Genomic DNA, 25,282 nt, shown 5'->3' with positions numbered 1-25,282 from the left:
CTACCGGTTGGCGCGCAGCAGGGTACGCATCGTCCGCATCGCCACCGACAGGTTCGCCAGGTCGAAGCTGTCGGAGGACTGGATCTCCCGCAGCGTCCCGCGGGCCCGGCCGAGCACCGCCGCGTTCCGCCGGGACCAGTCGGCGAACCGCTCCTCCGGGGAGGAGTCCGCGTCGCCCACCGCCAGCACATCGGCGGTGATCAGCTGGTGCGCCGCGTACAGGTCCTCGCGGATCGCGGTCCTGGCCATCGACTGCCACCGGTCGGCGCGCGGCAGCTCGCTGATCCGGTCCTGGAGGCGCGAGATCCCCAGCTCGTCGCTGAGGTGGTAGTACACGCGGGCCACGTCGAGCAGCTTGCGGCCGGTGCGGTCGGCGACGGCGACGATGTCCAGCGCGGGGAACGCCCCCGAGAACCCGGCGACCTGCTGCGCCAGCTCCGCGGGCACCTTGCCCGCCACCAGCTCGTCCAGCAGGGTCGCGTGCCACTCCAGGTCCTGCCCGCGCAGCAGCTTCGGCAGCTCCTCCCAGACCTGCCCGACGCGCTCGGCGAACAGGTCGATCGTGTCGGTCAGCTTCAGCGGCTGCGGGCGGTTGTTGAGCAGCCAGCGGGCACCGCGCTCGACCAGACGCCTGCTGTGCAGCCTGATGCGGGTGAGGAGGTCGGCCTCCACCTGGTTGTCCAGGCTCTCCGCGGCGTCCCAGATGGCGGCGAGCCCGAAGATGGCGCGCGAGGCGGTGTGCGCCCGCACGACCTCCTCCGTGGAGGCGCCCGACTCTTCCTGCATGCGGTGCACGAACGAGGAGCCGCCCACGTTGACCGTGTCGTTGACCAGGAGGGTCGTGATGATCTCGCGGCGCAGCGCGTGGCCGTCGATGCGGTCGGCGAACCGTTCGTTCAGCTCCTTCGGGAAGTAGGCGTGCAGCAGCCGGCTGACGTACGGGTCGTCGGGCAGGTCGGTCCCGATCAGCTCCTCGGTGACGGCCAGCTTGGCGTACGCGAGCAGCACCGACAGCTCGGGCTCGGTCAGGCCCCGGCCGGCGGCGCGGCGCTCGCGGAACTCGTCGTCGTCCGGCAGGAATTCCAGCTCCCGGTTCAGCCTGCCGTCCTCGCCGAGCCTGCGGATGTACCGCTGGTGGGCGAGCACCAGACCTGGCGCGGTGCTCGCCCCGTTGACCAGGGCGACGTTCTGCGCGTAGTTGTTGCGCAGGACCAGCGAGCCGACCTCGTCCGTCATGCGCGCGAGCAGCTCGTTGCGCTGCTTCACGGTCAGATCGCCGTTTCCGACCACCGAGTTGAGCAGGATCTTGATGTTGACCTCGTGGTCTGAGGTGTCGACGCCCGCGCTGTTGTCGATGGCATCGGTGTTGCACCGGCCGCCCGCGAGGACGTACTCGATGCGGCCGCGCTGGGTGAGGCCCAGGTTGCCGCCCTCGCCGACGACCCTGGCGCGCAGGTCACGGCCGTTGACACGGATCGCGTCGTTGGCCTTGTCCCCCGCGTCGGCGTGCGACTCCGACGACGCCTTCACGTAGGTGCCGATCCCGCCGTTCCACAGCAGGTCGACGGGAGCGGCGAGGATGGCCCGCATCAGCTCGGCGGGCGTCATCGCGGACGCGCGGCTTTCGATGCCGAGCGCGGCGCGGACCTGCGGGGTCAGCGGGATGGACTTGGCGCTGCGCGGGTGGACGCCGCCGCCCTTGGAGATCAGCGCGCTGTCGTAGTCGGCCCAGGAGGAGCGCGGCAGCGCGAACAGGCGCCTGCGCTCGGCGAAGGAACGCGCGGCATTCGGGTCCGGGTCGAGGAAGATGTGCCGGTGGTCGAACGCCGCGACCAGCCGGATGCGCTCGGACAGCAGCATCCCGTTCCCGAAGACGTCCCCCGACATGTCGCCGATGCCGGCGACGGTGAACTCCTCGGTCTGGGTGTCGTGCCCCAGCTCCCTGAAGTGCCGCTTCACCGACTCCCAGGCGCCGCGGGCGGTGATGCCCATGCCCTTGTGGTCGTAGCCGGCGGAACCGCCGGAGGCGAACGCGTCGCCGAGCCAGAAGCCGTAGGAGACGGCCACCTCGTTCGCGATGTCGGAGAAGGTGGCGGTGCCCTTGTCCGCGGCGACCACGAGGTACGTGTCGTCGCCGTCGTGCCGCACCACGTCGGCGGGCGGCACGACCTGGCCGTCCACCAGATTGTCGGTGATGTCGAGCAGGCCGGAAATGAACGTGCGGTAGCAGGCGATGCCCTCGGCGAGCCAGGCATCGCGGTCGGCGGCCGGGTCGGGCAGCCGCTTGCCGACGAACCCGCCCTTGGCGCCGACGGGGACGATCACCGTGTTCTTCACCTCCTGGGCCTTCACCAGGCCCAGGATCTCGGTGCGGAAGTCCTCCCTGCGGTCCGACCAGCGCAGCCCGCCGCGCGCGACCTTGCCGAACCTGAGGTGCACGCCCTCGACCCGCGGCGAGTACACCCAGATCTCGAACGCGGGGCGGGGCTGCGGCAGTTCGGGAATGGCCTTGGGCTCGAGCTTCATCGACAGGTAGGCGTGCGGGCGGCCCGTGCTGTCCTGCTGGAAGTAGTTGGTCCGCAGGGTGGCCTTGATCACCGTCAGGAACGCCCGCAGGACGCGATCCTCGTCCAGGTTGGCCACGTGCTCCAGGGCGCCGTCCAGCTCCTCCAGCAGCCCGTCGGTCAGCTCGCGTCCCGCGCCCTGGTGCTGCGGGGAGAGCCTGGCCTCGAAGAGGCTGACCAGCAGCCGGGTGGTGTGCGCGTTCTTCCTGAGGGTGGCCTCCATCGTCTCCTGGTTGAACCGCGCGCCCGCCTGCCACAGGTACTTGGCGTAGGCGCGCAGCACCGTCGCCTGCCGCCAGGTCAGCCCGGCGGACAGGACCAGTGCGTTGAACCCGTCGTTCTCCGCCGCCGCGGTCCAGGCCGCGGCGAACGCGTCCTGAAGCCGCTCCCGGGCGTCGCCGCCGAGACCGCCGGCCAGCTGCTCGGGGAGGCGCAGCCCGAAGTCGTAGATCCAGGCCGTCGCACCGCCCGCGGGGCGCAGCTCGTAGGGCCGCTCGTCCACGACCTCGAAGCCCAGGTACTGGAGCACGGGCAGCACGGCGGACAGCGACACCGGCTCACCGGTGCGGTAGATCTTGAACCGCCGCTCGCCAGGACCCGCGTTGACCGGCTCGTAGAGGCAGAGCGCGAAGTCGCCGTCCGCGTCGGTGCGCAGCCGGTTCACGTACTGGAGGTCGGCGACGGCGACCCGCGGCGGGAAGTCCGCCTTGTACCCCTCGGGGAACGCCCCGTGGAAACGGCGGCCCAGCTCGGCGGCGTGCTCCTCGCCGCACTCGGCGACGAGCGCGTCGGTGAACGTGTCGTTCCAGCTGCGCGACGCCTCCGCCAGCCTGGCCTCGATGCGGTCCACGTCCGCGTCGGTCAGCTCGGGCAGCTCGGTGCCCGGCTCGACGCGGATCACGAAGTGCAGCCGGGAGAGCACGCCCTCCGTATTCCACGCGGTGAAGTCGACATTGGTGCCGTCCAGCTCCTCCATGAGGATGCCGGTCAGCCGCAGCCGCACGGACGTCGTGTACCGGTCGCGGGGCAGGTAGACCAGGGCCGAGTAGTAGCGCCCGTACTCCTCCTGCCGCAGGAACAGCCGCAGCCGGCGCCGCTCCTGAAGGTGCAGCACGGCGGTCGCGATGCTGTGCAGCGTCCTGACGGGTGTCTGGAACAGCTCGTCGCGCGGGTAGGTCTCCAGGATCTGCAACAGGTCCCGGCCGCTGTGGCTGTCGTGCGCGAAACCGGCCGCGGCCAGCACGTCGGCGACGTACCGCCGGATGACGGGGATGCGTCGCACGGTGCCGGTATAGGCCGCGGCGGAGAACAGCCCGAGGAAGCGACGCTCGCCGACGACGCGGCCCTGCTCGTCGAACTTCTTGACGCCGATGTAGTCCAGGTACGACCTGCGGTGCACGGTGGCCCGGCTGTTGGCCTTGGTGAGGACGAGCAGCCGCTGCTCCCTGGCCTTGGCGCGGGCGGTCGGGGAGAGGCGGCCGAAGGCCGCGGAGGCGGCCGGGTCGTCGGTGTCCCGGTCGTGCTTCGGATCGGAGCGCAGGATGCCGAGCCCGGTGCCGGGGATCGCGCGCAGCGTGTCGCCGGAGCCGCCGTTGTCCTCGCGGTCCAGCTCGTACTCGCGGTAGCCCAGGAACGTGAAGTGATCCGCGGCGAGCCAGCGGAGCAGCTCTCCCGCCTCCTCGACCTCCTCGGTGGGCAGCCGGTCCGGCAGCGCCTCCTCGGGCAGGCTCTCGGCGATGCGCAGCGCGGTGCCGCGCATCTTCTGCCAGTCCTCGACGGCCTCGCGGACGTCGCTGAGCACCCGGCGCAGATCGGCCTCGATCTGCCGCAGGTCGTCGTGGTCGGTCTCGCGGTCGGTCTCCACATGGATCCAGGACTCCACGATGGCGTCCTCGGGGAGGTCGTCCGGATCGTGGCTCGTGGCGGAGGGACCGAACGGATCGCGGCCGGCGTCGAGCACTTCGAGCAGGCGGCCGGTGACGTCCCGCCTGACGATGATCTGCGGGTGGATGACGAGGTGGATGCCACGGCCCTGCCGGGACAGCTCGTTGGTGACGGAATCGACGAGGAAGGGCATATCGTCGGTCACGATCTCGACGACCGTGTGGCTGCAGGCCCAGCCCAGCTCCTCGACGGTCGGCGTCAGCACGCGCACGTCGGCGGTGCCCTGCGGCCGGTGGGCGGCGAGCCGGTAGTGCGCGAAGGCCGCGCCGTACAGGTCGACCGGCTCCCGGTCGGCGAGGTCTTCCAGGGGGATGTAGAGGTAGTAGCGCTGGAGATAGGCGCGGATCGCCGAAGCGTCCATGCCGTGCCCGGGCGGCCCCCCTGCTGTGCCCTGCTCCGCCACGCGGGCGGCCCGTGTCAGTAGTTCGGACTTGGCTTCATCCGGCTTGGTGTGCATTGTCCTCTGGCTCCTGTGTCGCGCGCCGTTGCGTGACGTCGAGAAACGGTCACCGGGCAGCGCTGGTCCATGGATCGGCCCCGCCCGGAGATGCGGACCAGCGGCATGGCCGGCCCGGATGGCACCGGGTACCGAGAGGAGGCGGCGCCGCCTCCGGCCCGCGTCGCGGCCGATATCGCACTGATCACTGGGCCAGGCTACGCTCCGCGCTTGACGAACGCCTCACCGCCGGATGAAAAGCGGACTGTCCGCTGCGCGCCCTCCGCGCGGGCAGCGCACGCCCGGCGCGCGCCTCAGACCTGGGCGGCCAGCTCCTCCGCCACGGCCACGGCCTCGGCGAGGCTGTCGACGACCGGCACCCCGGCCACGAGCAGGCTGCGCCTGCTGTGCGAACCCCCCGTGTACAGCACCGCCCGCGCCCCGGCGTGCGCCGCGGCCGTCGCATCGTCCGTGGCATCGCCGATCACCACCACGTGCTCCGGGCGCACGCCGCCGAGGGCCGCGAGATGGCGGGCCATCTGCGCGGCCTTGCCGGTCACGATGCTGTCTCCCGTGCTCCCGTCGACGCGCAGGAAATGACCCTGGATACCCAGCCGCGTGACCCACGGGAGCAGCCGCTCGTGCGGGGCGAGCGAGCACACCGACTGAGTGCGCCCGGCCGCCTGCCAGTCGGCGAGCAGCCGCGCCGCGCCCTCGGCGAGCGCCGCCGTGTCGGCCCGCGCGAAGTAGTGCCGGTGGAACGTGGCGTCCATCACCGCCCACTCCTCGTCCGTGGGAAGACGGCCGAGAAGTCGCTCGTAGAAGCGGGGAATCGGCACGCAGTACAGGTCGCGGTACCGCTCCAGGGTGATCGACGGCATGCCTATCTCGGCAAACGAGGCGTTGGTGGCCGCGATCACGACCTCGATGTCGTGCAGCAGCGTTCCGTTCCAGTCCCAGACGATGTGCGCACCCATGCCGCAGACGGTACGTCGCGCCACTGACAACGGGTTACACCAGGCTGTCGATCTCCTGCACGCCGTACCACAACAGCTCGTGGTCGGCCGCGCCGTCCACCGTGAACCGGGCGTCGTCGTCGCCGAGATCGGCCGCGCCCACGGCCGCCGCGGCCGCGGTGACGTCGGGCTCCGCATCCGGCGCGTCCACGTGCACGGCGGCGAGAACCGCCAGCGGAACGGGCTCGGTCAGCCGTACCTCGCCCAGCGCGTCCGGCTCGAGCGCGCGGTCCGGATCGGCGGCCGCCGTGCGGTCGGGCACGTCCGCGGCGACGACCACGCGCCGCCTCGGCACCGTGGGATCGATCGCGAGCAGCCGCAGCGAGGACTGGGCGGCGCGGCTGAGGGCCGCGTACTCCAACTCCTCCTCGTTACCCGAGAGGTACCACTCGCGCAGCCCGGGAGTGACGGCGTACGCGGTCAGCGGCGCCGGGCCGATCTGCCCGTCCTTGTGCACCCGGGCGAGCAGGGAGAGCGTGAGCGGAACGTAGACGCGCATGAACTACTGCCTTCTGCCTGACTTTCCGTCCGACTTTCTGTCCGACCCCAGAGCTGGCTCACTGTACCAGGCAACCCCGCCTTGCCTCTCCGTGACTGCATCATTACACTCCGCTCTAGTTACCGACCGGTAGCTTCAATCGGGGTGGGACACATGACCAAGCCCGGCAGCCGCGGACCGCGGCGCCGCACCGACGCACGCACCGACTCCCGCGGCCCAGGCCGCCGTTCACGTCCGCGCGGCCGCGGACCGCAGGACTGGTTCGCGGAACAGCTCGTTCTGGTGCTCAGCGGGCAGCGTCCCGTGCACGTCCTCCTCGGCCACGCCCGCGCGCCGGCGTACGAGCAGCTGAGCGCCCTCGCGCCGCATGCGCCCCTGCGCCCGCCCCCCGGCGGCCGGGCGCCCGCGGTCGGCGGCGTCGGCGTCTGCCGGCCGAGCGACGAGGCCATCGAGGCGTTCGCCCGCATCAGCGCCGGGGAACGCACGCGGGCCCTCGCCTTCCGCCTCGAACGCAGGCCGGGCGACGGCCGTTGGCAGTGCTGCGCCGTCGAGCTGGACACCGTGCCCTGACAACGCGCGGCGCCCGGGACCGTCAGGCCCCGGGCGCCGCGCACCGTCCTCGCTCCGGCGGCTACTTCTTGCGCCGACGGCCGCCCTTCTGCGCCTTGCGCCGCTCCGCGCGCCCGCCCGTCGTGGCACCCGCGTTCGCGCCCGTGTCCTCGGCGGCGGCGGCATCCGCGGCGAAATCGCCCTCCACGACCCCGCCCGCGCTGTCCACGCTCGGCGCCGAGAAGTGCAGCCGGTCCGCCCGCTTGGGCACTTCGAGGCCCTTCGCCTTGATCGCCGGGGCCGCGGCCCTGCGCCCCGCACCGGCGGGCACCGCGTCCTGCGCCTCCTCGGCGGGCTGCTTCTCCCCGCCCTGCACCGGCACCTGCTCGACCTGCCGCTCCACCTGGACCTCCAGGTTGAACAGATAGCCGACGGACTCCTCCTTGATGCCCTCCATCATTGCGGTGAACATGTCGAAGCCCTCGCGCTGGAACTCCACCACCGGGTCCCGCTGCGCCATCGCGCGCAGGCCGATGCCCTCCTGGAGGTAGTCCATCTCGTACAGGTGCTCACGCCACTTGCGGTCCAGGACCGAGAGCACCACGCGGCGCTCCAGCTCCCGCATCACCTCGGAGCCCAGCTCTTCCTCGCGCTTGTCGTACTGCTGGTGGACGTCCTCCTTGATGGAGTCGACGATGAACTCCGGCGTCAGGCCGTCCCGTCCGCCGGCCTCCTCCTCCAGCTCCTCCACCGTCACGTGCACCGGGTAGAGCTGCTTGAACGCGCCCCACAGCCGGTCCATGTCCCACTCCTCGGCGAAGCCCTCCACGGTCTCCGCGCGCACATACGCCTCGATCGTGTCGTCCATGAAGAAGCGCACCTGCTCGTGCAGATCCTCACCCTCCAGCACGCGCTTGCGCTCGCTGTAGATCACCTCGCGCTGCCGGTTGAGCACCTCGTCGTACTTCAGAACGTTCTTGCGGATCTCGAAGTTCTGCTGCTCGACCTGGCCCTGCGCCGAGGCAATGGCGCGGGTGACCATCTTGTTCTCGATGGGCACGTCGTCCGGCACGTTGGCCATGGACATCACGCGCTCGACCATCTGCGCCTTGAACAGCCGCATCAGATCGTCGCCGAGCGACAGGTAGAACCGGGACTCGCCCGGGTCGCCCTGGCGGCCGGAACGGCCGCGCAGCTGGTTGTCGATGCGCCGCGACTCGTGCCGCTCCGTGCCCAGCACGTAGAGCCCGCCGAGGCTCTTGACCTCCTTGAACTCCGTCTCCACCGCCTTCTGCGCCCGCTCGAGCGCCTGCGGCAGCGAGGCCGCCCACTCCTCCGCGTTCTCCACCGGGTCGAAGCCCTTGCCCCGCAGCTCGTCCTCGGCGATCTCGTCGGGGTTGCCGCCGAGCTTGATGTCGGTACCGCGGCCCGCCATGTTCGTCGCGACCGTGACGGCGCCCTTGCGGCCCGCCTTGGCGACGATCGCGGCCTCCCGCTCGTGGTTCTTCGCGTTCAGCACCTCGTGCCGCACACCGCGCTTGTTCAGCTGCTGGGAGAGGTACTCCGACTTCTCCACCGAGGTGGTGCCGACCAGGACCGGCTGGCCCTTCTCGTGCTTCTCGGCGATGTCGTCCACGACCGCGGAGAACTTCGCGACCTCCGTGCGGTAGATCAGGTCCGACCGGTCGGCGCGCGCCATCGGCAGGTTGGTCGGGATGGGCACCACGCCGAGCTTGTAGATCTGGTGGAACTCGGCGGCCTCCGTCATCGCCGTACCGGTCATTCCGGACAGCTTGCCGTAGAGGCGGAAGTAGTTCTGAAGGGTGATCTTGGCGAGCGTCTGGTTCTCGTCCTTGATCTTGACGCCCTCCTTCGCCTCGATCGCCTGGTGCATGCCCTCGTTGTAGCGGCGACCCGCCAGGATGCGGCCGGTGTGCTCGTCGACGATCACGACCTCGCCGTCCAGGACGACGTAGTCCTTGTCGTTCTTGTAGAGCTCCTTGGCCTTGATCGCGTTGTTCAGGTAGCCGACCAGCGGCGTGTTCACCGACTCGTAGAGATTGTCGATGCCCAGCCAGTCCTCGACCTTGGTGACGCCCGCGTCGTGGATCGCGACGGTCCGCTTCTTCTCGTCCACGTCGTAGTCGCCGGTCTCCGGCTCCTGCCGCGTCGGCACCGCCGGCTCGCCCCGCTCCAGGCGCTTCACCAGCTTGGCGAAGTCCGCGTACCACTTCGTCGCCTGGTCCGCCGGGCCCGAAATGATCAGCGGCGTCCGCGCCTCGTCGATCAGGATGGAGTCGACCTCGTCGACGACCGCGTAGTTGTGCCCGCGCTGGACCAGCTCCTCCTTCGACCACGCCATGTTGTCGCGCAGATAGTCGAAGCCGAACTCGTTGTTGGTGCCGTACGTGATGTCGCAGGCGTACTGCTCACGGCGCTTGGCCGGCGTCATGCCCGCGGTGATGCACCCGACCGAAAGACCGAGGAAACGGTGCACCCGGCCCATCCACTCCGAGTCGCGCTGCGCCAGGTAGTCGTTGACCGTGATCAGGTGGACCCCGTCGCCCGACAGCGCGTTCAGATATGTGGGGAGGGTGCCGACCAGCGTCTTGCCCTCACCGGTCTTCATCTCCGCGACGTAGCCCAGGTGCAGCGCGGCGCCGCCCATCATCTGCACGTCGTAGTGCCGCTGGCCCAGCACGCGCTTGGCCGCCTCCCGCACGGTGGCAAACGCCTCAGGCAGCAGGTCGTCCAGGCTCTCCCCGTCGGCATAACGCTGCCGGTACTCGTCCGTCAGCGCCCGGAGCTCGGCATCCGAAAGATCGAGGAAATCGTCTTCAATGGAGTTCACATCCCGGGCGATGCGCTGGAGCCTGCGCAGGATCTTGCCTTCGCCTGCACGCATGATCTTGTTGAAGACGGACACGAGGGCTGGTCTCCTTGCCGGTCGGGCCTAGGCCCTGTCGTTCGGATCTTCGCGGGCCCGCGCTGCCAGCTACGGCACCTCGCTGCGTTGTCGCATCGCGCAAGTACGGCCAAGTACGAGCTGCGATCCTCCGCCTTGCGATGCACCGCACCTGACAACGCGACCTGGTCCACGAAGATCCGAACGACAGGCCCTAGCGCGGTCTGGGGGAAAGCGCGGGTACAGCGAGATGGCCCCGCCGCACCGGCCATGGTATGCGAGTGCCGCAAGGAGTGTCAGTGGTCGGCTCTACGATCCCTCGCATGACTTCCGCCGTTTTGCCACTCGCCGCCGACGAGGCACGCAGGATCGCCCTGCGCGCCCAGGGACTGCTCGGGGCCGCGGACCGCAGAGCCGGGGTGCGGGGCGTGCTGCGCCGCCTCGGCGCGGTCCAGCTGGACACCATCTCGGTGCTCGCCCGTTCCCACGAGCTGCTGCCGTACGCCCGCCTCGGCGCGGTCGGCCGGCAGGCGGTGGAGGAGGCGTACTGGTCGGGGGACCGTGCGTTCGAATACTGGTCGCACGCCGCCTGCGTGCTGCCGATCGAGGAGTGGCCGCTGTTCGCGTTCCGCCGCCGCGCCTACCGCTCGCGCGGGCCGTGGCACGACGACCTGCCGGCCGGCTCCTACGACAGGGTGCTCGACCAGCTGCGCGCCGAGGGCCCGCTCACCGCCACCGACCTCGGCGGCGCGAAGAACGGCGGCCCCTGGTGGGACTGGAGCGACACCAAGATCGCGGTCGAGCGGGCGCTGATGCTCGGCGACGTGGTGTGCATGCGGCGGCGCGGCTGGAAGCGGGTGTACGACCTGGCCGAGCGCGCCGTGCCGGACGGCCTCTACCACGACACACTGACCGACGCGGAGTGCCTGCGGCGTCTTGTCGCCCAGGCCGGGGCGGCCATGGGCGTGGCCACGCAGGCCGATCTCGCCGACTACCACCGGCTGTCGGCCGCGCAGGTCGAGTCGGTGATCGAGGACACCGGCCTGGTCCGCGTCGATGTGGCGGGCTGGGACGGCCCCGAGGGGCGGGGCGGCAGGCACCGGGCGTGGGCCGATCCGGCGGCCCTGGCCACCCCGCCGCGCGGGCGGCACCGCACCACGCTGCTTTCGCCGTTCGACTCCCTGATCTGGGACCGGCCGCGCACGGAGCGGATCTTCGGCTTCGTGCACCGGCTGGAGGCGTACGTCCCCAGGCCCAAGCGCATTTACGGCTACTTCTCAATGCCGCTGCTGTCCGGCGGCAGGCTGCTCGGCCGGGTGGACCCGGCCCGCGAGGGCACCACGCTCGTCGCCAGGCACGCCGCCTTCGAGGGCGGGCCGGCCCGGGCGGCGACATCGATACCGGCGATGGCCGAGGCCCTGGCGGAGGCCGCCCGCTGGGTGGGCTGCACGGAGATCAAAGTGGAACGGACGACCCCCGTCGAGCTGCACGACGCGCTGTCCGGGGAGGTGCGCCGCGTGACGATCTGAAACGCACCACGGCCCGGCGGCACCAGGCCGCTCCCACCCGCCAGGCCCCGTCGCCTGGCCTAGCCGCCGCCGAGGTCGAGGATCTTTTCCCGCATCGCGTACACCACGGCCTCCATCCTGGAGTGCAGTTGCAGCTTCTCCAGGATGTTGCGCACGTGGTTCTTCACGGTGTTCTCGCTGATGAACAGGTCCTTGGCGATGTCCCGGTTGTTCTTGCCGGTGGCGACGAGCTTGAGCACCTCCAGCTCGCGGTCCGTCAGCTTCGGCGCGGGCACCAGACGGCGCTCGTCCGTGCGCTGGATCAGCGCCTTGAACTCGGTGAGCAGCTTCGCCGCCATCGACGGGCTGATCTGCGACTGGCCGTCCGCCACCGCCCGGATCGCCGCGGTCACCTCGTCCGTCGAGATCTCCTTCAGCAGATAGCCGGTGGCCCCCGCCTTGATCGCGTCGTAGAGATCGGCCTCTTCGTCGCTGATCGTCAGCATGATGATGCGCGCGCTCGGCGCCACTTCCTTGATCGAGGTGCACGCCTCGATCCCGCCCCGCCGCGGCATGCGCACGTCCATCAGCACGATGTCCGGCAGCAGGTCCGCCGCCTTCTCCACGGCCTCCGCGCCGTCCCCCGCCTCCCCGACGACGGAGATGTCCTCTTCCTGCGCGAGCACGATCTCCAGACCGCGCCGGAACAACTCGTGGTCGTCCACCACCAGGACCCGGATCGGCTCCCGCTGCTCACGCACCGGACCGGAACGCTCGATGTGCCGCCGCCCCTGGGACATCGCGGGTCCGAAGGTGTCCACCATGGTTCCTCCCCCTGCCGTTCGTTACACGACCGCCACCGTCGGCAACCCCATGATTCCATGGCGACACCCCTGGCCAGACCCGTGATCCGGCCAGGGGAAGCACCCGGGGACGTGCCCGGGCTCAGCCGCCGAGCGCGCCTCCCGCCTGCTCAGGGGCGACATCGGCCAGCGGGTCGGTCTCCAGGTGGATCACACCGTAGTCGTAGGCGTGCCTGCGGTACACGACACTGGGCTGCTTGGTCTCGCTGTCGACGAAGAGGTAGAAGTCGTGGCCGACCAGCTCCATCTCGTACAGCGCCTGCTCCAAGGACATCAGGCCCGCCCGGTGGGTCTTCTCCCGCACCACCAGGGGCCCATCGCCCTCGACGACCACCGAGCCCTGCCGCCGCACCCGCGGCGCCGACTGCTCCGGCTCGCGCGCCGCCAGCTCACCGTTGCCGTTGAACTGGGCCGCGTCCGGCATGAGCGCCGCGACCTCGCTGGCCGGGGTGCGGTCGCGGCGCGTGCGGCGCTTGTCGTGCTGCCTGCGCAGCCGCGACTCCAGCTTCTCCACGGCCAGGTCGAGCGCGGCGTACGGATCGGCGGCCGAAGCCTCCGCCCGGACGACCGGACCGCGGTGGCGAAGCGTGATCTCCACCCGGTCGGAACGGTCTGCCTGACGCGGATTGTGCTCCTTGGACACTTCCACGTCGAGGCGGGTCACCTTGCCGTCGATCCTCTGGATCTTCTCCAGCTTCAGCTTCTCGGCCACGTGCCGCCGGAATCGCTCCGGCACCTCTGTCTTGCGGCCCTTGACGACGATGTCCACGCAGAACTCCGTTCCCGGGCGGCCCAGGCGTCGATGGCCGGGCGCGCCCTTCGTGCACTTGGTCCGGAGGCGCCGGTGTCCTCGGCGCCAACCCGGCGTTACCACGGGGTTACGACTTTCACCTCCTCTTCCCCCGAGAGGAAGATCAACACCCACCTGCATCACGGGGGTAAAGATCGGAAGGCGGTCAGGTGTGAAATGGGATCTCTCTGCACTTATGCCGGAATGGCGAGCATGCTCCCTACCACCGAACGTACCTCCGCGAGCCGTGGAACGGGACCCCTACCCACGCGTACGCAAAATCCACCCGATCGGAGGGCTGGCAATCACGGCCGCGCCGACCGGCCGCCCGCCCGCGGCGCGGACCGCCCGCGCCGCCTCCGCGAGCGAGGCGCCCGTGGTGACCAGATCGTCCACGAGCACCACCGCATCACCCGAGGTCAGCGCCCCGGAACGCACCGCAAGCGCGCCCGCCAGATTGGCCCGGCGCCGCTCCGCCGCGAGCCCGCTCTGATCGGCCACGCGGCGCACCTGCCGCAACACGGGCCGCACCCGCACCGCGCACCCCTCCCGGCGCAGCTGCCCGGCCGCCGCCAGGGCGATCCTGCGCACCGGATCGTGGCCCCGCCCGGCCACCGCGGACCGCGCCGACGGCACCGGCACCAGGCCGAGCACCCGCCCGCCCCCGGCGCCGGCCGCGCCGGAGCCCCGCGCGGCCGCCCGGACGCCGAGGGCCAGCGCCCGGCCCAGCGGGCGCACCAGCGGCAGCGCCCCGCGCTCCTTGTGGGCCAGCAGCACCGCGCGCGGCTGGTCCGTGTACCACGCCGCCGCGTATACCGGCGGTAGCCCGGTCGGCTCGGGAACGGGCCGCACCCGCCGCGCGGGGCCGCCGCACAGCGCGGCACGGCACGCCGCGCACAGCACGCCGCGCGCGGCACCGCAGCCCGCGCACTCCGTCGGCAGCACCAGCTGGCCGACCTCCCGCCACCATCCCCGCAGCACACCGCCAACCCTGCCGGAACGGAACGCCCGCGCCCATTCCCCTCAGGAGTGAGATCCCCTCAGGAGCGCGCCCCCTCCGCAGGAGTACGACCCGGACGGGTGGGGCTCAGCCCGGGTACACCGGCGCCGAGCCGGTACCCGTGTTCGTGATGAGCTTCCACTGCGCGTCCTCCCGCAGCTGCGCCACGTCCTCGCCGGTCTCCGCCAGCAGCGGCAGCGACTCGTCCTCGGCCGCCGCCACCCCCGTCACGTCGTAAGGCCCGGGAATCGCCGGCGCGTTCGACGACGAACCGTCGGTCAGCACGTACTGGAGCTGCGGAACGCCGTCCGACGGCCGGCCCACGACCACGAGACGGCTGTCGCCCGCCCACGACGCCGCGGTCACGTCCTCCAGCTGCGGGGCGACGGTGCGCAGCGCATTGACGACGACCGGTCCTTCGCTCTCCCCGGCGCCCTCCCCGTCGGCCCGCTCGATGCGCCCGATCTGGAGGGTGGTGAGCCCGTCGCCGTCGCTGATCAGCAGCGCGATCCGCACGCCGTCCGACGCCACCCGCAGCGACTCGATCCGCTCGTCGGGTCCGAGGCCCGTCACCGGCACCGTCCGCGCCTCACCGCTGCCGCCGTCGAGCCGCAGCAGTCGCGAACCTGAAGGGCCGCGATCCGCGACCCACAGATCGCCGAGCCCGTCCCAGCTCGGCGCGCTCAGCCCCGCGTCCTCCCCAGTCGACGTGCTCTCCAGCACCAGGTCGCTCTCCGCGCCGCCCCTGGCCAGCGACGCCACGTGCAGCCGCGCCCCGTCGAGCGAGACGCCCGCCGCGGTGTCGCCGTCCCGGCTGACGGCCGCGCTGCGCAGCTCGGCCTCGACGCTGCCGAGCGCCCCGCTGACCGGCCGGACCGCGGTGCCGTCCTCGACCACGGACACCAGCCGGTTCTCCTCGTCCAGGAAGTACGCGCGGGCCACGTCACCGTCCAGCGAGCCGGGCTCCGGCACCTCCGAACGGCTCACGGCGCACAGCCGCGAGCCCCCGGCGGACAGCACCCGCGCCTCGGTCAGCTCCAGCGACGCCACCTCCTGCACGGTGTGCAGCAGTTGCACCGCCATCCGCTCGCAGCGCTCCCGCGGCCAGTCGGCCGGCACCCCGTCGAGGCGCACGCTCAGCGCGCCCGAATCGTCGATCGACGGCGGCTCGTCCGCCAGGGACGTGCCCTCGGGGAACCCGGACTCGACCACCGGCCCGTACCAGGCGCCCGGCCCGTCGAGCAGCGCGCGCACCGTATCCCCCACCGGATCGATCCGGCGGCGCACGTACACCGGGTCGGGCACCAGCACGTCCCCGCCCTCGGCCACGCGCTGCTGCTCGCTGCCCAGGTTCGCGTAGTGGAACGTGTCCACCGACCGGTAGATGCGCCGGAAGTCCGGCTCGCCCATCACCAGCCCGTCCGGCAGCGCGTCGATCCGCCACTCGCCGTCGACCCGCCGCAGCCCGAACGTCGCGCGGTAGGTGCCTTCCTCCGGCGAGTACACGTGCGTCTCGTCCACCGTGGCCAGCCGGTCGCCCGTCAGCTCCACCCGGGCGGGGTCACGGCCCGGGCTGCTGGGCAGCGGCCCCTCCGCGAGCACCGTCGTCCGCGCGAACGGGTCCCACTCCCCGGCCCGTTCCGGCGTCAGGTACTGCCTGGCGGTGTCGAAGTTGACGTCGTCGCTGGTGACGGCCTCAAGGAAGCCCTGCACGATCTGCTGCGGCAGCATGCCCTCCTCCGGCGGCACGCCGTACACCAGCACCTGCGACTCGCCCTCCTGCCGCGGCGTGACCTGCACCTCCTGAACGGGCCCGCTGCCCGGCATCGACGCGCAGCCCGTCAGCAGCAGCACCGCGGCCAACAGGCCGACGGCCACCCGGCGGCGGCGCGCCCGGCCCCGCCCCCGGCGCGATGCCCGGCCTATCCCGATCCGGTCAGTCCCCATGGCCGCCCTCCCTGCCGTCCCGGCCGCCCGCCGCGCCAGGCGCCACGCCTCCGCCGCCCGCCGCCACCGCGGCGGGCCGCTGCGCGGCACCGGCCGCGGCCGCCCTGCGGGCCCGCGAATCCGCCGGCTCCAGCGGCAGCGGCGAGCCGCTCAGCGCGCCGCCCACGTTCCGCGGCAGCGTCAGCCGGAACTGCGCGCCGCCGTTCGGCTCGCCCCACGCCTCAAGACGGCCGCCGTGCAGGTGCGCGTCCTCCACCGCGATGGACAGGCCGAGCCCGGTGCCGCCCGTCGTCCTGGCCCGCGCCGGGTCGGCCCGCCAGAACCTGCTGAACACGCGGTCCGCCTCGCCGGGGCGCAGCCCTATGCCGTAGTCGCGCACCGCGACCGCGACCGCCCCGCCGTCCGGCGCGGCGGCCATCCGCACCACCACGTCCTTGCCCTCGCCGTGCTCGATGGCGTTGACGACGAGATTGCGCACCACCCGCTCGATCCGCCGCGGATCCACCTCCGCGACCACCGGCACGGCGCCGCCCCGCACCAGCAGCCGGCCGCCCTTGCGGTCCGCCAGCGGCTCCGCGCCCTCCACGACGCGGTGCACGACGTCCCGCAGGTCCGTCAGCTCCGCCTCCAGGTGCGCGGCCCCCGCGTCGAACCTGCTGATCTCAAGCAGGTCGGCCAGCAGCGACTCGAACCGGTCGAGCTGGCTCAGCAGCAGCTCCGCGGACCGCGCCGTGGCCGGATCGAAGTCGCCGCGCGTCTCGTGGATGACGTCCGCGGCCATGCGCACCGTCGTCAGCGGCGTCCGCAGCTCGTGCGAGACGTCGGACACGAAGCGGCGCTGCAGCCGCGACAGCTCCTTCAGCTGCTGGATCTGGAGCTGGAGGTTCCGCGCCATCTTGTTGAACGACTCGCCCAGCCGCGCGATGTCGTCCTCGCCGCTGACCTTCATCCGCTCCTGGAGCCGCCCGGCCGCGAGCCGTTCCGCGATGCGCGCGGCCATCCGCACCGGGGTGACCACCTGCCGCACCACCAGCCACGCGATCGCGCCGAGCAGCACCACGACGAACAGCCCGGCCGTCGCGATCGTGCCCGTGACCAGGCTGAGGGACTTCTCCTCCTGCGTGAACGGGAACAGGTAGTACAGCTGGTACTGGTTGCCCTGGTTGTCCGTCAGCCGCCTGCCGATGATCAGACCGGCCTGCGAGCTGCCGTCCTGCTGCACGATCGACCCGTACTGCCGGTGCACCGACCGGTTGCCGTCGAGGGCCTGCCGCAGCTCCTCGGAAATGCTCTCCTGCAGGTTCAGCTCCAGCGAGACCCGCGGCCCGCGCGGCGCGGACACCGGCTCCTCCGCGAACGGCGAGCCCGACAGCTCCGAGGGCATCGCCACCACCGAGAACACGCCCTGGCCGCCGGAGGCGAGCTGCCCGACGAGCTGGTTCATCCAGTTCCCCGCGTCCTCCGCCTGCCCGGCGCCCTCCCCCTCCTCGCCGGCCGCCCTGCTCAAGTCCTCCGCCACCGCGAAACCACCCTCGGCCTGGCTCTGCGCCGTCTGCCGCTTCGCTTCGAGCAGCCCGTTGCGCACCTGGCCGATCACCACCACCCCCAGCACGAGCACCACCGCCATCGACAGCAGCAGCGTGCTGGCCACCACCCGCAGCTGGATGTTGCGCCGCCACAGCCGCATCACCGACAGCAGCGGCCCACGGGCCCAGCGCCCGAATATCCGGATAGCGGGCTGCGCCCGGCTGCCCGTCGCACCTTCCGACAGCAGCCGGGGGCTGTGCCACCACACCCGGTCGCTCACCTCAGCTGGATCCCGCCTTGTACCCCACGCCGCGCACGGTCACCACGATCTCCGGACGCTCCGGGTCCTTCTCCACCTTCGAACGCAGCCGCTGCACATGAACATTCACCAGACGCGTGTCCGCCGCGTGCCGGTAGCCCCACACCTGCTCCAGCAGCACCTCACGCGTGAAGACCTGCCACGGCTTGCGCGCCAGCGCCACCAGCAGATCGAACTCCAGCGGCGTCAGCGAGATCGTCTGGCTGCCCCGCTTCACCGAGTGCCCCGCCACGTCGATCACCAGATCGCCGATGGCCAGCTGCTCGGGAGCCGGCTCCTCGGAACGCCGCAGCCGCGCCCTGATCCGGGCGACCAGCTCCTTCGGTTTGAACGGCTTCACGATGTAGTCGTCGGCCCCGGACTCCAGGCCGACCACGACATCCACCGTGTCGCTCTTGGCGGTCAGCATCACGATCGGCACCCCGGACTCGCCCCGGATCAGCCGGCACACCTCGATGCCGTCCCGCCCCGGCAGCATCAGGTCGAGCAGCACCAGATCCGGCTTGATCTCGCGGAAAGCGGCCAGAGCCTTGTCGCCATCAGCCACGAACGACGGCTCGAACCCCTCCCCGCGCAGCACGATGCCGAGCATCTCCGCCAGAGCGGTGTCGTCATCGACGACGAGTACGCGTCCCTTCATGCCTTCATCATCCCACTGCCTGTTCCCGACTCGGACGAACGTGTTTCGGAACACACATTCGTCAGGTTTCCATGGTCGACGGGCGCCACCACGCCCCGTTCCGTGACGATGGCCGTCACCAGCTCCGGCGGCGTGACGTCGAACGCCGGGTTGTACGCCTGCGCCCCGACCGGCGCCACCGGCACCCCGGGACGCACCTCCGTCACCTCCTGCCCCGGCCGGTGCTCGATCTGAATGGCCGCGCCGTCCCGCGTCGCGAGATCCACCGTGCTCACCGGCGCCACCACGATGAACGGCACCCCGTGGTGCTTCGCGAGCACCGCGAGCGGATAGCTGCCGATCTTGTTGGCCACCGAACCGTCCGCCGCGATCCGGTCCGCGCCGATCAGCACCGCGTCCACCTCGCCCGCCGCGAACAGCGACCCCGCCGCCGCGTCCGGCAGCACCGCGTACGGCATCCCCTCGCGCGCCGCCTCGTACGCCGTCAGCCGCGCCCCCTGCAACAGCGGCCTGGTCTCGTCCACCCACAGCCGCCGCAGCTCGCCCGCCAGATGCGCCGCCCGCACCACGGCGAACGCCGTGCCGTGCGCCCCGGAGATCAGCGCGCCGGTGTTGCAGTGCGTCAGCAGCCGGTAGCCCCCGCCGGGCAGCAGCTCGCTCAGCAGACCGAGCCCCGCACCGGCCATCCGTTCGCTGCCCTGCGCGTCCTCGCGGTGCAGCGCCCGCGCCTCGGCCAGCGCGGCCCGCGCCGCCGCCTCGCCGTCCCCGCCCGCCGAACGGTACGCCTCCTGGGCCCGCCCGACCCCGTAGGCCAGGTTCACCGCGGTCGGCCGCGCCTCCGCGAGCTGCCGCGCCGCCTCCGTCACGTCGTAGCCGCGCACCGCCGCGAGCGCCACCCCGTACGCCCCGGCGATGCCGAGCAGCGGAGCGCCGCGCACCGCGAGCGACTGGATCGCCGCGACGAGCCCCGGCACGTCCGTGCACACCAGCTCCGCCTCCTCGGCCGGCAGCCGGGTCTGGTCGAGCAGTACGAGAACGGGCCCTTCGGGCGGCTCTGCCCAGCGCAGGGCGGGGAGTCTCAGATCAGCCATTGGCCCAGTCTGCCCGCCGGGCAGTGCCGAGAGAAGGTCAGGGCACGGCAGGACCACACGGACGCACCGGACGGAGCGCCATGGCACGATGGGGCCCCAGGAACCTGACGGCAACAAAGGTGCGAAGCGACCGAGGAGAAACCGTGAGCGACACGCCGGGCTGGGCTTCCCCCGGTTCCCCCCCGCCGGAACGCGGCCCGGAGGACGGCAGCCCACCGCAGGCGCCGCAGCCTCAGCCGCCCCAGTCACCACCCCCAGCCCAGTCACCACCCCCGTCCCAGCCGCCGGCCCAGCCGCAGGGCTGGGGCGCCGCACCGCCCCCGCCGCACCAGCCCCACCACCCCCAGCCGCAGCCCGGCTGGGGCGGCGGCCCGCACCAGCCCGGCGGCTGGGGCGGCTGGCACCCGCACACGTTCGCCGCCAAACCCGGCGTCATCCCGCTGCGCCCGCTCGGCGTGGGGGAAATACTCGACGGCGCGGTCTCCACCACCCGCGCCCACTGGCGGACCGTCCTGGCGATCGCCCTCGGCATCGCCATCGTCACCCAGCTGATCGCCGCCGTCGCCATGCGCCTGTGGGTCAGCGACTCCTCCGGCCTCGCCGCCCTCGAGGACAACCCCAACCCCACCGACGAACAGCTGCGCGACGCGCTCGGCGACCTGGCCGCGTTCGGCTCCGTCACCGGCCTCATCACCATCCTCGGCAGCGTCCTGGCCACCGCCATGCTGACCATCGTCGTCAGCCGCGCCGTGCTGGGCCGCAGCGTCTCCTTCGCCGAGGCGTGGCAGGACTCCCGCAGCCGCCTGCTCCGCCTCCTCGGCCTCGTCCTCCTCGTCCCGCTGATCGCCGCGCTCGCCGTCGCCGTCCCGGTACTCGTCGGCGTCCTCACCGGCAGCGCCGGATTCACGGTCCTCACCACCATCGGCGGCATCGTCCTCGCCGTGTGGCTCTGGGTGCGCCTCTCCCTGGCCGCGCCCGCCCTCATGCTGGAACGCCAGGGCGTCATCGCCGCCCTGCGCCGGTCCGCCAAGCTCGTCCGCGGCTCCTGGTGGCGTGTCTTCGGCATCCAGTTGCTCGTCGTGGTGCTGCTCACCGTCGTCGGCAGCATCATCGAGTTCCCGACCTCGATGATCGCCGGCATCGTCGCGGGCAACGGCGCGGACAGCTTCTTCGAGGGCACCGTCAGCGACATGTCCTGGACCTACCTCGCGGTCTCCGGCATCGGCGCGGTCATCGCCTCCACCATCACGCTGCCCGTCAGCGCCGGCGTGACCGCCCTGCTCTACATCGACCAGCGCATCCGCCGCGAGGGCCTCGACATCGAGCTGGCGCGCGCCGCCGGCGTCGGCACCCCGCCGCAGGGCAGCTGACCCCATGGCGCTGCCGCGGGCCGACGATCCGGGACCCCCCGTCGTCGTGGACCGCGCCCCGGCCGCCGAGGACGCGGAACGCGAACTGTCCCGGCAGATCTACACCGAGCACGAGCCGGGCCTGGCCCGCCGCGTCTGGGACTGGCTGTGGGAGCGGATCTTCGGCGTCCTCGAATCGGCCGCCTTCGCCACCCCCGGCGGCTGGGTCGGCCTCCTCGTCATCGCCGCCGTCGTCGTCGCCCTGGCCATCCTCCTCCGCCTGCGCCTCGGCGCCCTGAGCAACGCCGCCGGCCGCCGCCCGGGCGCCGTGTTCACCGACCGCCCGCGCACCGCGGCCGAGCACCGCGCCGCCGCGGAGGAGCACGCCCGCGCCGCCCACTGGACACCCGCGGTGCAGGAACGCATGCGCGCCGTCGTCCGTTCCCTTGAGGAACGTGCCCTGCTCGACCCCCGCCCCGGCCGCACCGCGCACGAGGCCGCCGACGAGGCCGCCCGCCCGCTGCCCGGCCTCACCGCCGCCCTGCACACGGCCGCCGCCGCGTTCGACGCCGTCACCTACGGCGCACAGCCCGCCGCACCCGCCGACTACGAGCACCTGCGCACCCTCGACCAGGACCTCGCCCGCACCAAACCCGACCTGACCGCCACCCCCTCCTGGGCGCGGCCATGACGACCACGGACACGGCCGTCTCCCCCACCGCCCGCCAACTGGTGCGCCGCGCCCGCGGCTTCGTCATCGCGTTCGCCCTGCTGATCGTCGCGGGCCTGCTCATCGCCCTGTTCGGCGCGGGCGAGAGCGGCACCCTCCACCCCCGCTCCGCCACCCAGACCGGCAGCCGCGCCATCGCCGAGCTCCTCGACGACCGCGGCATCGACACCACCCTGGTCACCACCGCCCGCGAGGCCGCCGCCGCGGCAGGGCCCGACACCACGCTGCTGGTCGCCCGCCCCGAGGCCCTCACCGACGGCGCCCGCGCCACGCTCGCCCCGGCCGCGGCGGACAGCGGCGGCCGCACCGTTCTCCTCGGGCCCGGCCAGGCCGCGCTCGACGCGTTCGCGCCCGGCGTCACCGCCGAGGCTTCCGTTCCTGTCGAGGAACGCGAGCCCGACTGCGCCGCCGGCCCCGCCCGGCGCGCCGGCAGCGTTCTCCTCGGCGGCCACCGCTACGACCTCACCGCCGCCCCGGCCCTCGCCGACGCCACGGCCTGCTACCACGCCGCGGCCCTGCCCACGCTCGCCACACTCCCCTCGGGCACCGACGGCGGCGAAACCGTCATCCTCGGCTCCCCCGAACTCCTGTACAACCAACACCTCGACGAGCACGGCAACGCCTCCCTCGCCCTCCAGCTTCTCGGTGACCGCACCCACCTCGTCTGGTACCTGCCCACCCCCGACGAGGCCCCGGACGCGGGCGACGAGGAAAGCCTCACCGGCCTCCTCGACCCCGGCTGGCGCTGGGCCGCACTGCAACTCGGCATCGCCGCGGCGCTCGCCGCCCTCTGGCGCGCGCGCCGACTCGGCCCCGTCCTCACCGAACCCCTGCCCGTCTCCGCGCGCGCCGCGGAAACCACCGAGGGGCACGCGCGCCTCTACCACCAGGCGGGCGCCCGCGACCGCGCCGCCGACGCCCTCCGCGCCGCGGCCAGGAGCCGACTCGCCCCGCTCGTCGGCGTCCCCCCGGACCGGACGCACGCCCCCGAGGCGCTGCCCGCCGCCGTCGCCGCGCACACGGACGACACCCCGCAGGCCGTGCACGCGCTGCTCTTCGGCCCGCCCCCGCCGGACGACACGGCGCTGGTCCGCCTCGCGGACGACCTCGACGCCCTCGAACGCCGCGTCACTCCCCGGACGAACGGCACCGGCACACCGCAGACGAACCGGAAAGGCAAGGACCCACGCTCGTGACCGCACCGACACCAGAAGGCCCGCGCGCGGCCCTCGAAGCCCTGCGCGCCGAGATCGGCAAGGCCGTCGTCGGCCAGGACGCCGCCGTCACCGGCCTCGTCGTCGCACTCCTGTGCCGCGGGCACGTCCTCCTCGAAGGCGTTCCCGGCGTCGCCAAGACCCTCCTCGTCCGCACCCTCGCCACCGCCCTCGAACTCGACACGAAACGCGTCCAGTTCACCCCCGACCTGATGCCGAGCGATGTCACCGGCTCCCTGATCTACGACACCCGCACCGCCGCGTTCTCCTTCCAGGCCGGGCCCGTCTTCACCAACCTGATGCTGGCCGACGAGATCAACCGCACCCCGCCCAAGACGCAGGCGTCGCTCCTGGAGGCCATGGAGGAACGCCAGGTGTCCGTCGAGGGCAGCCCGCGTCCGCTGCCCGAGCCGTTCATGGTCGCCGCCACGCAGAACCCGGTGGAGTACGAGGGCACCTACCCGCTGCCCGAGGCGCAGCTCGACCGCTTCCTGCTGAAGCTCATCCTGCCGCTGCCCGCCCGCGACCAGGAGATCGACGTCCTGACCCGGCACGCCGCCGGCTTCGACCCGCGCGACCTGTCCGCCGCGGGCGTCCGGCCGGTCGCGGGCCCGGACCAACTCGCCGCGGCGCGCGCCGCCGTCGCCCAGGTCACGGTCTCCCCCGAGGTCACCGCCTACGTCGTCGACCTGTGCCGCGCCACCCGCGAATCGCCCTCGCTCGCCCTCGGCGCCTCACCGCGCGGCGCCACGGCCCTCCTCGCCACCGCCCGCGCCTGGGGCTGGCTCTCCGGCCGTGCCTACGTCACCCCGGACGACGTGAAGGCGCTCGCCCTGCCGACCCTCCGCCACCGCGTCCGGCTGCGGCCCGAGGCCGAGATGGAGGGCATCACCGCCGACAGCGTCATCACCGGCCTGCTCGCCCGCGTACCGGTTCCCCGCTGATGGCCCTGACCGGCCGCACCGCGCTGCTCGCCGCGCTCGGCTCCCTCGTCGTGGGCCTGCTGCCCGGCTGGCACGGCGTCCTGGCCGTCGCCCTGCCGTTGCTCGCCGCGGTCCTGTACGACCTGGCCCGCGCCGCGCCGGTCCGCACCCTGCGTTTGGAACGCGCGGGCGCCACTTCGGTGCGCCTCGGCCAGGACGCGGAAGTCCAGCTCACCGTGGCCAATCCGGCGGCCCGCCCGCTGCGCGCCGAGCTGCGCGACGCCTGGCCTCCGAGCAGCTGGCGGCCCGGCACCCAGTTCGCCGCGGCCCGCCACCGGCTGACCGTGCCCGCGGGCGAACGGCGCCGGCTGACGACCGTGCTCTCCCCGACGCGCCGCGGCGACCACCTGGCGGTGCGCGTCACCGTCAGGTCCCACGGTCCCCTCGGCCTGGCCGCCCGCCAGGGCAGCCACGCGGTGCCGTGGACGCTGCGGGTCCTGCCGCCGTTCGCCAGCCGCAAGCACCTGCCGGCCAAACTGGCCCGCCTGCGCGAACTCGACGGCCGCACCACGCTGCTGACCCGCGGTGAGGGCACGGAGTTCGACAGCCTGCGCGACTACGTGCCGGGGGACGACGTCCGTTCGATCGACTGGCGGGCCACCGCGCGGCAGAGCACGGTCGCCGTCCGCACCTGGCGCCCGGAGCGTGATCGGCACCTGCTCCTCGTGCTCGACACGGGCCGCACCTCGGCGGGCCGCGTCGGCGACGCCCCGCGCCTCGACGCCGCCATGGACGCGGCCCTGCTGCTGACCGCACTCGCCTCGCAGGCCGGCGACCGCGTCGACCTCCTGGCCTTCGACCGAACGGTCCGGGCCTCGGTCCGCGGCAGAACGGGCGGCGACATGCTGCCCGCCACGGTGGCGGCCATGACCCGGCTCCACCCCGCGCTGCTGGAGACCGACATGCGGGCCATGTCGGCGGCGGCCCTCGCGGGCGCCCCGCGCCGGTCCCTGATCGTGCTGTTCACGGGCCTGGACCGCGCCCCGGTCGAAGCCGGCCTGCTGCCGGTGCTGCCGCAGCTCACCCACCGGCACACCGTGCTGGTGGCCGCGGTGGGCGACCCGCGCATCGCCGAAATGGCGGGCACGCGCGGTACGGTCCCCGGCGTGTACGAGGCGGCGGCGGCCGCCCAGCACGCACAGGAACGCGAGCACACGACGGCACGGCTGCGCCGGTTCGGCGTCACCGTGGTCGAGGCCCCGCCGGAGGACCTGCCCCCCGCGGTCGCCGACGCCTACCTGTCCCTCAAGGCATCCGGCAGGCTGTGAGCCCACGGCACGATCCAGGGCACAACAGAGCACAAGAAAATGGGCCTTGTGAGAAGGAAAAACCTTCTCACAAGGCCCATTTACCAATAATTGTCCGGCGGTGTCCTACTCTCCCACACGGTCCCCCGTGCAGTACCATC

General features: G+C 72.6%; 18 protein-coding genes. 7 read left to right on the top strand and 11 right to left on the bottom strand.

The window, feature by feature from the left end; genetic code table 11:
• From STBA_RS23185 to STBA_RS23175, 3 genes are all read right to left on the bottom strand, one after another.
• Positions 1-4,965 carry an NAD-glutamate dehydrogenase gene (locus STBA_RS23185; protein WP_077061085.1) on the bottom strand — a complete coding sequence of 1,655 codons (4,965 nt, stop codon included), beginning with the start codon at positions 4,963-4,965 and terminating at the stop codon, positions 1-3.
• Between the two features lie 293 nt (positions 4,966-5,258).
• Positions 5,259-5,921, bottom strand: coding sequence for an HAD family hydrolase (locus tag STBA_RS23180; protein WP_077063530.1), 663 nt, complete (start codon positions 5,919-5,921; stop codon positions 5,259-5,261).
• Between the two features lie 34 nt (positions 5,922-5,955).
• Entirely contained in the window at positions 5,956-6,459 is a 504-nt protein-coding gene (locus STBA_RS23175) for a hypothetical protein (protein ID WP_077061084.1), read from the bottom strand.
• A 153-nt stretch (positions 6,460-6,612) separates the two neighbouring features.
• Between STBA_RS23175 and STBA_RS23170 the strand changes: the two genes are divergently transcribed.
• Entirely contained in the window at positions 6,613-7,029 is a 417-nt protein-coding gene (locus tag STBA_RS23170) for an Rv3235 family protein (protein ID WP_077061083.1), read from the top strand.
• A gap of 61 nt (positions 7,030-7,090) precedes the next feature.
• On the opposite strand, the gene secA is transcribed toward STBA_RS23170, so the two are convergent.
• Positions 7,091-9,934, bottom strand: coding sequence for a preprotein translocase subunit SecA (secA, locus tag STBA_RS23165; protein WP_077061082.1), 2,844 nt, complete (start codon positions 9,932-9,934; stop codon positions 7,091-7,093).
• Positions 9,935-10,236: 302 nt separating this feature from the next.
• Here secA and STBA_RS23160 point away from each other — a divergent pair, with 302 nt between their 5' ends.
• The gene (locus STBA_RS23160; RefSeq protein ID WP_077061081.1) at positions 10,237-11,442 is read left to right on the top strand and encodes a crosslink repair DNA glycosylase YcaQ family protein; all 1,206 of its coding nucleotides are present in this window, start codon (positions 10,237-10,239) and stop codon (positions 11,440-11,442) included.
• 59 nt (positions 11,443-11,501) lie between these two features.
• On the opposite strand, the gene STBA_RS23155 is transcribed toward STBA_RS23160, so the two are convergent.
• The 7 genes from STBA_RS23155 to mtnA all read right to left on the bottom strand — a co-directional run bounded on the left by STBA_RS23155 (position 11,502) and on the right by mtnA (position 19,598).
• Positions 11,502-12,221, bottom strand: a complete 720-nt coding sequence (locus STBA_RS23155; RefSeq protein WP_366510925.1) for a response regulator transcription factor — start codon at positions 12,219-12,221, stop codon at positions 11,502-11,504.
• Between the two features lie 145 nt (positions 12,222-12,366).
• Positions 12,367-13,209 carry a ribosome-associated translation inhibitor RaiA gene (gene raiA, locus STBA_RS23150; RefSeq protein WP_253195269.1) on the bottom strand — a complete coding sequence of 281 codons (843 nt, stop codon included), beginning with the start codon at positions 13,207-13,209 and terminating at the stop codon, positions 12,367-12,369.
• Between the two features lie 126 nt (positions 13,210-13,335).
• Positions 13,336-14,052: a phosphoribosyltransferase family protein gene (locus STBA_RS23145; RefSeq protein WP_077063528.1), complete on the bottom strand. Its 717-nt coding sequence runs from the start codon at positions 14,050-14,052 to the stop codon at positions 13,336-13,338.
• 109 nt (positions 14,053-14,161) lie between these two features.
• Positions 14,162-16,021 (bottom strand): LpqB family beta-propeller domain-containing protein, encoded by a 1,860-nt coding sequence (locus tag STBA_RS23140; protein WP_079252457.1) that lies wholly within the window; start codon positions 16,019-16,021, stop codon positions 14,162-14,164.
• Complete coding sequence (gene mtrB, locus STBA_RS23135; RefSeq protein ID WP_079252456.1) at positions 16,011-17,708, bottom strand: MtrAB system histidine kinase MtrB; 1,698 nt, start codon at positions 17,706-17,708, stop codon at positions 16,011-16,013. Before mtrB ends, STBA_RS23140 begins: the two co-directional genes overlap by 11 nt.
• A gap of 121 nt (positions 17,709-17,829) precedes the next feature.
• Positions 17,830-18,507, bottom strand: a complete 678-nt coding sequence (gene mtrA, locus STBA_RS23130) for a two-component system response regulator MtrA (RefSeq protein WP_077061078.1) — start codon at positions 18,505-18,507, stop codon at positions 17,830-17,832.
• A complete protein-coding gene (gene mtnA, locus STBA_RS23125) occupies positions 18,504-19,598 on the bottom strand; it encodes an S-methyl-5-thioribose-1-phosphate isomerase (protein ID WP_077061077.1) in 1,095 nt (364 codons plus the stop codon). The genes mtrA and mtnA overlap by 4 nt, the downstream gene beginning before the upstream one ends.
• 143 nt (positions 19,599-19,741) lie before the next feature.
• On the opposite strand from mtnA, the gene STBA_RS23120 reads away from it, so the two are divergent.
• From STBA_RS23120 to STBA_RS23100, 5 genes are read left to right on the top strand one after another with little or no spacing between them, the layout of a single operon-like run.
• Entirely contained in the window at positions 19,742-20,968 is a 1,227-nt protein-coding gene (locus STBA_RS23120) for a hypothetical protein (RefSeq protein ID WP_077061076.1), read from the top strand.
• A 4-nt stretch (positions 20,969-20,972) separates the two neighbouring features.
• Complete coding sequence (locus STBA_RS23115; RefSeq protein ID WP_077061075.1) at positions 20,973-21,638, top strand: DUF4129 domain-containing protein; 666 nt, start codon at positions 20,973-20,975, stop codon at positions 21,636-21,638.
• Positions 21,635-22,873, top strand: a complete 1,239-nt coding sequence (locus tag STBA_RS23110) for a DUF4350 domain-containing protein (RefSeq protein ID WP_077061074.1) — start codon at positions 21,635-21,637, stop codon at positions 22,871-22,873. Before STBA_RS23115 ends, STBA_RS23110 begins: the two co-directional genes overlap by 4 nt.
• On the top strand, positions 22,870-23,835 hold the full coding sequence (locus tag STBA_RS23105) for a MoxR family ATPase (protein ID WP_077061073.1): 966 nt from the start codon (positions 22,870-22,872) through the stop codon (positions 23,833-23,835). The genes STBA_RS23110 and STBA_RS23105 overlap by 4 nt, the downstream gene beginning before the upstream one ends.
• Positions 23,835-25,142, top strand: a complete 1,308-nt coding sequence (locus STBA_RS23100) for a DUF58 domain-containing protein (protein ID WP_077061072.1) — start codon at positions 23,835-23,837, stop codon at positions 25,140-25,142. Before STBA_RS23105 ends, STBA_RS23100 begins: the two co-directional genes overlap by 1 nt.
• The last annotated feature ends 140 nt before the right edge of the window (positions 25,143-25,282 follow it).

The organism is Streptomyces sp. MP131-18 (assembly GCF_001984575.1).
In the GTDB taxonomy this organism is placed as follows: Bacteria; Actinomycetota; Actinomycetes; order Streptomycetales; family Streptomycetaceae; genus Streptomyces; species Streptomyces johnsoniae.
This window is presented reverse-complemented; position numbering and strand designations above follow the sequence as displayed.

What these genes read in the sequence shown, in the direction of transcription:
- mtrA (WP_077061078.1), bottom strand. Translation starts at nt 18,507, where the DNA reads ATGAAGGGACGCGTACTCGTCGTCGATGACGACACCGCTCTGGCGGAG.
- STBA_RS23100 (WP_077061072.1), top strand. Translation starts at nt 23,835, where the DNA reads ATGGCCCTGACCGGCCGCACCGCGCTGCTCGCCGCGCTCGGCTCCCTC.
- STBA_RS23170 (WP_077061083.1), top strand. Translation starts at nt 6,613, where the DNA reads ATGACCAAGCCCGGCAGCCGCGGACCGCGGCGCCGCACCGACGCACGC.
- STBA_RS23155 (WP_366510925.1), bottom strand. Translation starts at nt 12,221, where the DNA reads ATGTCCCAGGGGCGGCGGCACATCGAGCGTTCCGGTCCGGTGCGTGAG.
- STBA_RS23185 (WP_077061085.1), bottom strand. Translation starts at nt 4,965, where the DNA reads ATGCACACCAAGCCGGATGAAGCCAAGTCCGAACTACTGACACGGGCC.
- STBA_RS23180 (WP_077063530.1), bottom strand. Translation starts at nt 5,921, where the DNA reads ATGGGTGCGCACATCGTCTGGGACTGGAACGGAACGCTGCTGCACGAC.
- mtnA (WP_077061077.1), bottom strand. Translation starts at nt 19,598, where the DNA reads ATGGCTGATCTGAGACTCCCCGCCCTGCGCTGGGCAGAGCCGCCCGAA.
- STBA_RS23115 (WP_077061075.1), top strand. Translation starts at nt 20,973, where the DNA reads ATGGCGCTGCCGCGGGCCGACGATCCGGGACCCCCCGTCGTCGTGGAC.
- STBA_RS23110 (WP_077061074.1), top strand. Translation starts at nt 21,635, where the DNA reads ATGACGACCACGGACACGGCCGTCTCCCCCACCGCCCGCCAACTGGTG.
- STBA_RS23175 (WP_077061084.1), bottom strand. Translation starts at nt 6,459, where the DNA reads ATGCGCGTCTACGTTCCGCTCACGCTCTCCCTGCTCGCCCGGGTGCAC.
- STBA_RS23160 (WP_077061081.1), top strand. Translation starts at nt 10,237, where the DNA reads ATGACTTCCGCCGTTTTGCCACTCGCCGCCGACGAGGCACGCAGGATC.
- STBA_RS23140 (WP_079252457.1), bottom strand. Translation starts at nt 16,021, where the DNA reads ATGGGGACTGACCGGATCGGGATAGGCCGGGCATCGCGCCGGGGGCGG.
- mtrB (WP_079252456.1), bottom strand. Translation starts at nt 17,708, where the DNA reads ATGCGGCTGTGGCGGCGCAACATCCAGCTGCGGGTGGTGGCCAGCACG.